At 50.9% G+C, this 12,697-nt stretch carries 8 protein-coding genes and 1 other annotated feature; of the genes, 4 read left to right on the top strand and 4 right to left on the bottom strand.

Translation table 11 applies throughout. The features are described 5' to 3' along the window. Positions 1 to 331: 331 nt before the first annotated feature. Positions 332 to 931, top strand: a complete 600-nt coding sequence (gene rpsD / locus EYB31_RS15670; RefSeq protein WP_131014282.1) for a 30S ribosomal protein S4 — start codon at positions 332 to 334, stop codon at positions 929 to 931. 592 nt (positions 932 to 1,523) lie between these two features. On the opposite strand, the gene tyrS is transcribed toward rpsD, so the two are convergent. After that, positions 1,524 to 2,780: a tyrosine--tRNA ligase gene (gene tyrS / locus EYB31_RS15665; RefSeq protein WP_131014281.1), complete on the bottom strand. Its 1,257-nt coding sequence runs from the start codon at positions 2,778 to 2,780 to the stop codon at positions 1,524 to 1,526. Between the two features lie 53 nt (positions 2,781 to 2,833). Next, positions 2,834 to 3,105 (bottom strand) — a binding site (T-box leader). Between the two features lie 156 nt (positions 3,106 to 3,261). Here tyrS and EYB31_RS15660 point away from each other — a divergent pair. Next, complete coding sequence (locus EYB31_RS15660) at positions 3,262 to 6,504, top strand: transglycosylase domain-containing protein (protein ID WP_131014280.1); 3,243 nt, start codon at positions 3,262 to 3,264, stop codon at positions 6,502 to 6,504. Positions 6,505 to 6,960: 456 nt separating this feature from the next. Here EYB31_RS15660 and acsA read toward each other — a convergent pair whose 3' ends face one another. Then, positions 6,961 to 8,685: an acetate--CoA ligase gene (gene acsA, locus EYB31_RS15655; protein WP_131014279.1), complete on the bottom strand. Its 1,725-nt coding sequence runs from the start codon at positions 8,683 to 8,685 to the stop codon at positions 6,961 to 6,963. Positions 8,686 to 8,892: 207 nt separating this feature from the next. On the opposite strand from acsA, the gene EYB31_RS15650 reads away from it, so the two are divergent. Beyond that, entirely contained in the window at positions 8,893 to 9,525 is a 633-nt protein-coding gene (locus EYB31_RS15650; RefSeq protein WP_131014278.1) for a GNAT family N-acetyltransferase, read from the top strand. A gap of 21 nt (positions 9,526 to 9,546) precedes the next feature. After that, positions 9,547 to 10,725: an acetoin utilization protein AcuC gene (locus EYB31_RS15645; protein ID WP_131014277.1), complete on the top strand. Its 1,179-nt coding sequence runs from the start codon at positions 9,547 to 9,549 to the stop codon at positions 10,723 to 10,725. A 22-nt stretch (positions 10,726 to 10,747) separates the two neighbouring features. On the opposite strand, the gene EYB31_RS15640 is transcribed toward EYB31_RS15645, so the two are convergent. Further along, the gene (locus EYB31_RS15640) at positions 10,748 to 11,449 is read right to left on the bottom strand and encodes a 5'-methylthioadenosine/adenosylhomocysteine nucleosidase (RefSeq protein ID WP_131014276.1); all 702 of its coding nucleotides are present in this window, start codon (positions 11,447 to 11,449) and stop codon (positions 10,748 to 10,750) included. Between the two features lie 122 nt (positions 11,450 to 11,571). Beyond that, on the bottom strand, positions 11,572 to 12,588 hold the full coding sequence (ccpA, locus tag EYB31_RS15635; RefSeq protein WP_131014351.1) for a catabolite control protein A: 1,017 nt from the start codon (positions 12,586 to 12,588) through the stop codon (positions 11,572 to 11,574). Positions 12,589 to 12,697 lie beyond the last annotated feature (109 nt).

Genomic DNA, 12,697 nt, shown 5'->3' with positions numbered 1-12,697 from the left:
AAAGTTGCACTATAATTATCGTATTCAAACATACTTAAAATATTCATGATCACAGAACTTCACTCGTCCAAAAAAGCATTTAATCATTGGAGCATTTTACTTGACAATGCCTAAGTTCATCTTATAAAATTAGAAGTCGAGAATAAACATCCTCCAAAGCATTATGCAGGAGTATGTTTGGTGGAAGCCTGTGTCACCCTCACTGATTTGTCCGCACCGGGACAGCGGCTGAACTTTCCCGGATGATCGGCTAAGCCGTTGGACAATCGAGCACATGCTTCACCCGAGTCATTACAAAACCAAAACCAACTAAAAAGGAGCAAGTTTATACATGGCACGCTACACAGGTCCTAAATTTAAGTTAAGCCGCCGCCTCGGCATTTCCCTGAGCGGAAACGGCAAAGATTTGAAACGTCCTTTCCCTCCAGGACAACACGGTCCAGGACAACGCAAAAAATTGAGCGGCTACGGCGTTCAATTGCAAGAAAAACAAAAACTTCGCCATATGTACGGCTTGAACGAAAAACAATTCCGCAACCTGTTCGACAAAGCTTCCCATATGCAAGGTATCGCCGGCGAAAACTTCATGATTTTGCTTGAAAGCCGTCTGGACAACCTTGTATACCGTTTGGGTCTGGCTAACTCCCGTGCGGGCGCTCGTCAGCTCGTAGCTCACGGTCACGTGACTGTTAACGGTAAAAAAGTGGATATCGCTTCTTACCTTGTTAGCACAGGCGACGTTATCAGCTTGCGCGAAAGAAGCCGCAACCAAGGTTCCGTTAAAGAAGCTCTTGCTAACCGCAACTACTTGCCGGCTTACCTGGAATTCTCCGACAGCTCCATGGAAGGCAAATTCATCCGTTTGCCGGAGCGCGCTGAGCTTCCTCAAGAAATCGACGAAAAACAAATCGTCGAGTTTTACAGCCGTTAATATTAAAAAGCCTTGGCCCGCTGAAAAGCGAAGCCAAGGCTTTTTTGTTGGTTGTAGTTTTGGGTGTACTTTTGAGTAAGTATGCGCTCGTGCGAACAAAAGGCGCGGGTGAGCCCAATGCTAAGCGAAGCGACAGCAAGGGCTCACCATTCGCGCGAGCCCGAGGCACACAGCCGCTCCACGCATCACCCCGCCCACCGTTAAGCGCGGAGTGCCAGCTTAAGCGTCAGCGATAAGCGGCACGACTGGCGCGGGCTCGAGGCACATAGCCGCTCCACCGTGCGGGGTCCCGGGGTGCCTGAACGCCCGGGAGTCCCCCTTGGGGGATTGAGGGGGCTGCATACCCACGAACAAAAGGCGCGGGTGAGCCCAATGCTAAGCGAAGCGACAGCAAGGGCTCACCATTCGCGCGAGCCCGAGGCACACAGCCGCTCCACGCATCACTCCGCCCACCGTTAAGCGCGGAGTGCCAGCTTAAGCGTCAGCGATAAGCGGCACGACTGGCGCGGGCTCGAGGCACATAGCCGCTCTACCGTGCGGGGTCCCGGGGTGCCTGAACGCCCGGGAGTCCCCCTTGGGGGATTGAGGGGGATCAATCAAACTTAGCCAAATAATAATTTTTCTTGCCGCGGCGGACGACCACGTATTTACCATGAAGGCGATCCGCTTCGGTAATAACTTTATCCAAGCCGCTGGTCCGCTCCCCATTGATATAGACGGCCCCGCTTTCGATATCCTGGCGCGCCTGGCGCTTCGAAGGCGCCGCCTTCACTTCCAACAGCAAATCGATCAGCGGAATCTCGCTTTGCTGCACTTCCACGGACAAAACGTCCTTGAACGCTTCCTCCATCTCCTGCTGGGTCAATTGCGTCACGTCGCCGCTGAATAACGCCGCAGTAATATTTTCCGCGCTAATTCTCGCCTCGGTTCCGTGTACGAGCTCGGTCACTTCTTTGGCGAGCTGGCGCTGCGCCTCCCGTTTTTCCGGCTGATCCTTCAGCTTCTGTTCCAATTCGGCGATTTCCGCCTCATTTAAGAATGTAAAATATTTCAGGAACTTGACGGCATCGCTGTCATCCGTATTAATCCAGAATTGATAGAACTGGTACGGCGATGTTTTGGCGGCGTCCAGCCAGATCGTACCGGACTCGGTTTTGCCGAACTTCGTTCCGTCGCTTTTGGTAACCAGCGGCAAGGTCAATCCGTACGCTTTCGCCCCGTTCGTACGACCCATCAACTCCAGGCCCGCGGTAATGTTGCCCCACTGATCGCTTCCGCCGAGCTGCAGCGAACAACCTCTTTCTTGGTTAAGCTTGTAGAAATCATATGCTTGCAAAATCAGATAGCTAAACTCCGTAAACGAGATCCCCTTCTCCAGCCGGGAATCAACCGAATCTTTGGCCAGCATATAGTTCACGGAGAAATATTTGCCAACATCGCGGAGAAAATCGATGACGTTTAACGAACCGATCCAATCGTAGTTGTTGGCCGTTTGCGCCGGGTTTCCCGCAGCATCAAAATCGAGAAAACGCGATAACTGCTTTCTCAGCTTCTCCGTCCACTCGTCGACGATGTCTTTCGAATTCAGCGTCCGTTCGTTGGCTTTCCCGCTCGGATCACCGATTAAGCCGGTACCGCCGCCCACCAGCGCAATCGGAATATGCCCCGCCTGCTGGAACCTTCTTAAGCACAAGATGGGCAGCAGGCTGCCGATATGCAAGCTGTCTGCGGTCGGGTCGAATCCGACATACAAGGTCACGCGTTCTTCGCTCAGCTTTTTTTCGAGACCTTCCCTGTCCGTCGCTTGATGAATCAAGCCGCGAAATTCAAGATCCTGCAAAATGTTCATTGTGTTCATCTTCTCCTTCAGTTTAAAAATTGCAGCAAAAAAGCCTTCCGTCACAAAGGGACGAGAAGGCCTCACTCGCGGTACCACCCTAATTAAAACAGCAATCCGCCGCGTAAACGGGGAAATGTGCATGTTTTCACTTCATTGCTCGTAACGGGCTGCTCCCGGCAAAAAGCTACTTGCTGCGGTTCATACCGCGAATAACGCTTTCGCTTTCGCTGCTCCGGACGGTAATTCACCCTTCAAGCTTGTACCGGCTTGCACCCTCCGCCGGCTCTCTGCAACAATCGTCTTGCGGGTTACTGATGTCCATCAACGCTTTAATCCATATGAGATTAGAATCCAAAACGTTTATACCATACCGGACCAAAGTTGTCAAACAAGTGACGCAACGCAAATCTTCTTGCCGCAAGCGGGAACGCACATGTGCATCAAACGGGCTTTATGTTATAATGGGAGCGGATGGGAGGAACTTTTGGGAATGGAAAAACAGGAAAATCAGGAGAATCAGAAAAAACGGTCAAAAACCAAAAAACAGATTGCCCTGCTGCTTCTAAGGTATACATACCATAGTATCAAATGGCTGATTATTGCCGGATTCGTCGCTGCAGTACTTGGAGGAGGGGTCGCCGCCGGATATGTAGCATCCATGGTAAAGGACGAGCCGGTCCGTACGAAAGAAGAAATGGTTGCCAAAATGAACGAAAACGCCATTACCGGATTCGTATATTTTAACGATGATACTGTCGTGGGCCAGCTTCGCTCGGAGGAAGACCGCCGTCTGGCCGATCTTCAGGATATCCCGCAGTCGATCATCGACGCCGTCTTTTCCATTGAAGACAACGATTTCTACACTCACCACGGCATCGACATGAAGGCAACGCTGCGTGCCGTTTATCAAAAAATCTTGCACAAGCCGATACAAACCGGCGGCAGCACGATTACACAACAGCTCGCGCGAAGAGTGTATCTGACGCTGGACAAGGAAGACAGCCGTAAAGCCAAAGAGCTGTTTCTTGCCTTGCGGATGGAACGCCTGATGTCCAAGGACGAAATTTTGCTGGCCTACTTAAATAAGATTCCTTATGGAAACGGTTCATCCGGATATAACTTGTATGGCATTAAAGCGGCAGCAAAAGGGATTTTCAACATTGACGATCTGAAGGAGCTGAACACCGCCCAAGCCGCTTATTTGGCCGGACTGCCGCAGCAGCCGAGCAATTACTCCGCTTTTACGAGCAAAGGCGAATTTGACGGAGCCGCTTTTAAGCGGGCCTCCACAAGGCAGCAGCTCGTACTGAGACGGATGTTGGAAGAAGGCAGAATCAATCAGCAGCAGTATCAGGACGCGCTTCAATTCGATTTAAAGCAATCGCTTGCCCCGTCGGAGGAAAAAGCATACTCGACGTATCCTTATCTGATGATGGAAGTGGAGAAAGAAGCCTCCAAAGCACTGCTTAAAGCTCAGGATCCCAAGCTTGATCCACAAGCTTCTCCGGAGAAGTATAACGAAGCGCTCAAAAATGCCCAAGCGCAATTGCTGCGTGGCGGTTACCGGATCTATACGACAATCGATAAGCCGATTTACGATTCGTTCAGAGAAATTGCCGATAATTCCAAGTTATTCTCGCCTGACGACCCGAAAAACCCTGCCAAGGGCCCGGAACAGGTCGGCGGAATTATGATCGACAGTAAAACCGGCGCCATTCTGGGCATGATCGAAGGCCGCAACTTCTATCAGCAGCAGTTGAATCACGCGACGCAATCGCTGCGGCAGCCCGGCTCGACCATGAAGCCGATTGCAGCGTATCTCCCGGCAATCGATAAGGGAGCAATCGGCCCGGCCTCGATTATCGACGATGTGCCCGTCATTTTAAAAGATGGGACAAAGGTTGGATACCATATCCCCGAAAACTGGGATGAAGGGTTTCACGGCCTCATTACGGCAAGACGCGCATTAAACCAATCCTACAACATTCCGGCGATCAAGCTGTTTTTGGATGTTGTGGGCATTAAGGAAGCATGGGAATTCGCCAAAAAACTCGGCATCACTTCCATTACCAAAGACGATTATGTTGCACAAACGGGTGTTATCGGCGGTCTGAAGTATGGGGTTTCGGTAAAAGAGCTCACTGGCGCGTATGCTGCCATCTCCAATAAAGGCGTCTTTAACGAACCTTATATCATCCGCAAAATAACGGACACCAACGGAAAAATCGTATACGAACACGACAATAAGCCGACCATCGCTTTCTCCGAAGAAACGGCTTACATCATGACCGATATGATGAGAACCGTCATTACATCCGGTACGGCGACCGACATCATGAGCAAATTTAAACATTACGGGAAAGTTCCTGTCGTCGGCAAGACCGGTTCGACGCAAGATGACGCCGATGCTTGGTTTATGGGCTACTCGCCGGATATTACGATGGGCGTATGGATCGGATATGATTCTCCGGTCTACAAGCTGAGCAAAGCAACCGGAGGCACCAACCGCGCCAAAGACATTTGGGCGCTCGCGATGGATGCCGCCATCAATAAGCAGCCGGATTTGTTCGAAACTAAGAAATTTGTGCGGCCTCCCGGTATCGTGGACATGACAGTGTCCAGCGTATCCGGCAAGCTGCCAAGCGAAGCAACAACCAAAGCCCGCAAGCTGGTGACGGATATCTTCAATAAAAACTTCATTCCTACGGAAGAAGACAATATGTACGTGAAGCTGCCAATCATTAGCTACAATGACATCAACTATATCGCCAAGCAGACAACTCCTGCGGAATTTGTTGATGAAAGAACCGTCGTGCGCCGTGAGAAGTCCGTCAGTTCACTGCTGAAAGAAATATCTGAAATTCAAGGCAAACTGCCTCCGGACCGCCGCCGTTCGATCGACCGCTACAAACCGACCGATTACGAAGACGATGCGCCTACAGAGGAAGATCCGCGTACAGACGACGGCAAACCTCCGGCGCCTCCGACAACTGTGGTCGTTACCCGCAGCGGCAACAGCAATACGCTGACCTTTCAGGCCAGCGGAAGCGAAGATGTAGTTGGTTACCGGATCTATCGTTCAAGCAACCACGAGAACTTCCAAGTATTGACGGGCCAATCTATTAAAGCCGATCAGGAAGCGAAACTAACCGATCCAATTTCCGGCGCGGGAATATACGGATATTATGTAACTGCAGTTGATGTAGCCGGCAATGAATCCGTGCCAAGCAAGGCATCTTATACGGACGGTTCTTCCGTCGATCCGTTGTTCTTAACACCTGGGGATACGCCAGCTATTCCGGGCAAACCAGGTGATCCGAGCAATCCGAACAACAATGGCAGCACCGGCAATAATGGAATTAACGGAAACAACGGAACCACAGGAAATAACGGCACCGATAAGAAGGATGGACTGCCTACGCCGGTTCAACCGTCTGCCGTCGACAAAGAACCGCCTAAAGCGCCTCCCGCAGCACCGGCGGGGTTCAGCGTACATGCTGTAGGCGCAGGCATACAGCTCACCTGGAACCCTAATGAAGCTAAAGACAAGGTAAAGAAATACGTCGTCTATTTTAACGACAAAGATACGGGTGCCTTTACGAAGTTAGGTGAAGCTACGGAAGCCCTTGAGTTCAATTATTATTCCGTCTCGTATAACGGCTTCTATCAAGTGACGGCCGTCAACGATGCGGGAGAATCCAAGCCTTCTTCCGTCGTTAAATTCACGAAGTAACTAACGGGAATCAGCCAGCTTACAAAGGAACAGATATTAATAACCAGACATATAAAGAACCTTGAAGTCAGCTTCACAGCAGACTTTAAGGTTCTTTTGCGTACTGTAAGGAATTGCAATAAAACTATATAAATTGAACAAAAGAACTTCCAGAAAGAACAGAGTGCAGTGGAGAAAGGGAATTGTTTTGCCGGCGAGTTTTGACTTTGAATTCCTGCAATCCGCAGACCTATTCAATAAAAGGAATTCAAAACAAGCTGTCTGAAGCGGCAAAATAATCCCTTTCGGAACGGAACGGGCTTCCAAGTCATTTATTCAATTTATATAGATGGCATTCACATAACATCTCTTAACGATTCAAAAAAGAGCTGCCCTCGTTGGAAGGCAGCCCTCGTTCCGTGCGCTATTATGTGCTTCTGTTGCTACTTCATCTTCAGCAGATTAATCTTCCGTTGATTAATCTTCGATGGTCGACAAGTCGCCCGTCGGTAAGTTCAGTTCCCACGCTTTCAGGACACGGCGCATGATTTTACCGCTGCGTGTTTTTGGCAGTTTATCTTTAAATTCGATTTCCCGCGGCGCGGCATGAGCCGACAAGCCGACTTTGACGAATTTGGCGATATCCGCTTTAAGCTCCTCGGACGCGGTGTAGCCTTCGCGCAAAGCGATGAAAGCTTTAATGATTTCGCCGCGCATCGGATCCGGTTTACCGATGACTCCCGCTTCCGCAACGGCCGGATGTTCGACCAGCTTGCTTTCCACTTCAAAAGGACCAACCCGTTCGCCCGCCGTATTAATGACATCGTCCACGCGGCCTTGGAACCAGAAATAACCGTCTTCGTCCATGTAGGCGGAGTCCCCTGAAACGTACCAGCCCGGAATACGCATATATTCTTCGTATTTAGCCGGATTATTCCAGATTTTGCGCATCATCGAAGGCCAAGGGGTCTTGATCGCCAAGTTGCCCATACGATACGGCGGCAGCACATTGCCTGCATCATCAAGAATCGCCGCTTCCACACCGGGAATCGGCTTGCCCATCGAACCCGGGCGGATCGTCATCGCCGGATAATTACAGATCAGATGGCCCCCGGTCTCCGTCATCCACCATGTATCGTGAATGCGCTGGCCGTACACTTTGTGCCCCCAACGAATGACTTCCGGATTCAGCGGTTCGCCGACGCTTAGCACATGGCGCAGCGAAGTAAGATCGAACTGCTTCACCGTGTCGTCCCCCGCCCCCATCAGCATGCGGAATGCCGTCGGAGCGCTGTACCATACCGTTACTTTATATTTTTGAATCGTGTTATACCAGTCCTGCGGGCTAAATCTGCCGCCGCGAACCACATTTGTAGCCCCATTCAGCCATGGCGCAAAAATACCGTACGATGTTCCGGTTACCCAGCCCGGATCGGCCGTACACCAGTACACATCGCTTTCTTTCAAATCAAGAACGACTTTGCCCGTATAATAATGCTGAATCATTGCGTTATGAACATGGAAAACGCCCTTCGGTTTGCCGGTTGAACCGGAAGTGTAATGAAGGATCAAACCGTCCTCGCGATCCACCCACTCGACATCCAGCTGATCGGAGGCGCTTGCCATCTCTTTATGGAAGTCAACGATCGCTCCCTGCGCTTCGACATTTTCGCCAACAACGATAATGTGCTTTAAGTCGGGCAGTTCGTTAACGGGAATACGCGGCAGCAGCGCCGGGGTCGTAATGATGGCTGACGCCGAGCTGTCCTGAAGGCGATCCCTTACCGCCGTCTCCATAAACGCTTCGAACAACGGTCCTACGATCGCGCCTACCTTGATCGCTCCGAGCAATGCAAAATAAAGTTCAGGGGTACGCGGCATAAAAATAAACATCCGCTCGCCTTTTCCGACTCCGAGCTTACGCAAAACATTGCCGAACTTGTTCGAGTTCAGCTTCATGTCCAAAAACGTATATTGTTCATCACGGCGGTCATCGCTGTAGTATAACGCAACTTTATCGCGGAGGTCGGAATCCGCATGACGGTCTATCGCCTCATAAGCCATATTGACGTTTCCCGTTGAGACCCAAGAAAATTGCTTTTCGACATCGGCCCATTGAAAACCAGCGCGTTCTTCTTCATAACTTTTCATGTTGGGTGTAGCGGCTACGGGTGGAATCGTTTCAATATTATTGTGATCCATGGAAAAAAACCTCCTGCGGGATAATGCGGCGGCGGCATAAGCAAGCCGCACCGATGCTAAAACGCTTTCACTTCGTTCATAGGAACAGCTATCTCGTATTTTTACCAACATTATTATAACATAGTCGCTGGTGTTCGACTATCGCTTTTCTCGCTGCCCTATATTTGATAAAGTAGTATAGTAATGGCTAGGAAGGGGGCCCTGTTTATGGAACATTTGAAAATTTACCACCTTGAAGCCGTACCGTATCAGCAGACCGAGATTGTAGTTGAGGGACCTGTTGCCGCCGCTCACTTGAAAACGCTCGACATGCACCCCGATTTGGATGCCTTTCGTCGGCCTCGCGAACAATTGCAAGCACTTGTGGAAATTTCCGAGCTTCCCGAGGGCCGCATTATTTTATCACGGCTTGGCAATCAGATTATCGGTTATGTCACGTTTCATTATCCGGACGAACTGGAACGCTGGTCGGAAGGCGGAATGCTGGATTTGGTCGAATTGGGCGCTATCGAAGTTGCTGACGACTACAGAGGGCTTGGCTTGGGAAAACGTATGATTCAGCTTGCATTTACAGACGACCAGATGGAGAATTATATTATATTTACGACGGAATATTACTGGCACTGGGATTTGGAGAAAAGCGGTCTCAACGTATGGGATTACCGTAAAATGATGGAGAAGCTGATGAAATGCGTAGATATGGTCTGGTTTGCCACCGACGATCCTGAAATATGCTCCCATCCGGCCAACTGCCTGATGGTGAAGATCGGCAAGCGCGTCCCGCTGTCTTCCGTCGAACAGTTCGATCGGGTGAGGTTCCGCCAGCGTTTCATGTACTAAGGAACAGCACCGCAGGAGGTTATGATGAAGAAGCCATTATTTATATACGACGGCCAAGAAACTACATACAAGTTTAACGACGATCATCCGTTTAATCAAAAACGTCTGGTCATGACGGTCGACTTGCTGCAGCGCGTCGGGGCTTTGCCGGAAAGCGCCGTCATGGCTCCCGTTGCAGCCGCTGAAACCCAATTGCTGCGGATTCATGGCGACGCTTACGTTCAGGCTGTGAAGGCGCTAAGCAGCCCGTCCCCGGACCCGCTTTGGATCGCCCAAGCCGGCAAATTCGGACTGGATACCGAAGATACGCCTTTTTTCCCAAATATGCATGAAGCGACTTCCTTGGTCGTCGGCGGCTCGATCGCCGCTGCCGAGGCGGTCATGTCCGGCCGAACCGATCATGCCTTGCATTTGGGAGGCGGGCTGCATCATGCGATGCAGAGCAAAGGCTCCGGTTTTTGCGTATACAACGACGCAGCTGCGGCAATCGCCCATATTCACGACAAATATGATGTGAGAGTGCTTTATGTCGATACGGACGTGCATCACGGAGACGGCGTGCAGTGGCTGTTTTATTCCGAGCCGAAGGTATGTACGTTCTCAATCCATGAGACGGGCAAATACTTATTTCCGGGGACCGGCAGTGTAGCCGAACGGGGCGAAGGCACCGCATTTGGCACTTCGATCAATATGCCCGTGGAGCCTTATACCGAAGACGCTTCATGGCTGGACTGCTTTGACGAAATGCTGGAACGAGTCGTGCGCCACTTCAAGCCGGACATTATAGTGTCCCAGCATGGCTGTGACGCTCATGCGCTGGATCCGCTTGCGCATATTCACTGCAGCATGGATATTTATAAAGCGATGCCTGCGGCCATTCACCGCTTGGCGCACGAACACTGTGGCGGACGCTGGGTCGCCTTAGGCGGCGGCGGATACGATATATGGCGTGTCGTCCCGCGCGCCTGGAGTTTGCTGTGGCTGGAAATGAACAACGATCCGATGATTGCCCGGCTTAGCAGCGATCCGCAGCTGCAGCTGCCTGCAGACTGGCTTGAACGCTGGCAAAGCGAAAGTCCCGTCCCTTTGCCAGCTACCTGGCTGGATGACAAAAACGCCTGGACACCGATGCCCAGACGTCAGGTTATAACCGAAACAAACAACCAAATTAAAGAAGTGGCGCTGCTTTATGTGAAATAAGCGGCGCCGCTTTCTGCAAGCGTTACAATTTCTGAACCATGTCTTCGACGATCTGATACGAATTGTCCGCGGCAAGCACGGTGAACTCGGCAAAGTTCACATGCGCCGAACCGTCGGCCTTGTCCGACATGGAACGGATGACGACATAAGGCACGCCGTTCATTACACATGCCTGTGCGACTGCGGCTCCTTCCATTTCGGTACAGCTGCCTCCAAGCTCTTCATAAAGGCGGCTTACGATTCCGCGGTCAGCAATGAATTGATCCCCCGACAGCACCCTCCCCCGCAGCGCCTTGCCTACGGCAAGCTTTTCCGCCGATGCAAACGCCAGATCCGCCAATTGGCGGTCTGCAGCGAAAACCGATGTTGCTTCGTAAGGTATCGTTCCTCTCGGAAAACCAAGCGCCGTCACATCCATGTCGTGGTGCATGCATTCCGTGGAGACCACGATGTCGCCAATATTCAGCGACGGATCAAGCGCTCCGGCTACGCCGGTAAACAAGACGGCATCGACTTGGAACGTATCGATCAAAATTTGCGTAGTCACCGCTGCATTTACTTTGCCGACTCCGGACTTGCAAAGCACGACGTTTTTGCCGTAAAACAGCCCTTCCGTAAACGCAATGCCCGCTTTGGTCGTTTCAACGGTCTCGGTCAACTTGTTGTGAAACATTTCGATTTCTTCTTTCATCGCGCCGATCAGGCCGATTTTACGCAAAGCCATAACCCGAACCCCCCTCTCGTCTGAAGTAAGCCCCATTATGCATACCATGACCCAGCACGCCGGAAACGGACTTCCAAATCATTGGTTCTACTTATAGGGTCAATAAAAAGAAAAAAGGCTCATTATACATGAGCCACCGAATTTCTTTGAATAACTTCGTGCGGCAAAATGACTTGCGTCAAATCGCCTTCCTTGGTTTCTTTGTTCATCAGCTTCGTGAGCAATCTCATCGAAACCGCTCCGATGTCGTACATCGGCTGAGCGACTGTCGTCAATGTCGGGCGTACCATCGACGCCATGCGAATATTGTCCACGCTGATGACGGAAACATCTTCCGGCACACGCAAACCGTTGTCCTGCAGCGTATGGATCGCTCCGATTGCCATTTCGTCGGTCGCTGCAAAAATAGCCGATGGCCTTTGCGGCAATTCGAGGAAATATTTCGTCGCTTCGCTGCCTGATTCGTAACGGTAGTTGCCGACTCTGACCAAATCTTCGGAAAGCGCAATGCCCGCTTCTTCCAAAGCTTTTTTGTATCCTTGATAACGCGCGTATCCGTTGGCCGGATCCTGCAGCGAGCCGCTGATCATCGCAATGCTGCGGTGGCCGTTTTGAATCAGCACCTGCACGGCGTCGTAAGCGGCCTTCTCATGATCGATGTCGACCGATGGAATTGTGTTATTCTCATCCGCCGTCGCGCATAATACGATCGGTACGGAGGAGGTTTTGAACGCCTGAATATGTTCTTCCGTCACAGCCCCGCCCATAAAGAGCAGTCCGTCCACTTGCTTCTCCAGCAGTGTGTTGATAACTCTAATTTCCTTTTCTTTCCTCTTGTCGGCGTTGCATAAAATAATGTTGTAATGGTACATGTTGGCGATATCTTCAATCCCTCTGGCAACTTCAGAAAAGATGGAATTGGAAATATCGGGGATAACGACTCCTACAGTTGTCGTCTTCTTGCTGGCAAGTCCCCGTGCCACCGCATTCGGACGGTACCCAAGACGCTCGATAGCTTCGAATACTTTCTTCCGGGTTTGCGGTTTGACGTTCGGGTTGTTGTTGACAACACGCGAAACGGTTGCCATGGAAACTCCTGCTTCTCGGGCTACATCATAAATGGTAACGGTCACGGTCATTCTCTCCAATATATTAAAATGCGAACTTGTGTGCCTTGGTTTCATCATACGACATATGAGCCGCCTTTTCAATGAAAACAAGTTTTCATAACCTTATAGTATCAAATAT

Source organism: Paenibacillus thalictri, from assembly GCF_004307995.1.
GTDB lineage: Bacteria > Bacillota > Bacilli > Paenibacillales > NBRC-103111 > Paenibacillus_AF > Paenibacillus_AF thalictri.
Note: the sequence above shows the minus strand (reverse complement) of the source record. Positions and strands in the feature narration are given on the sequence as shown.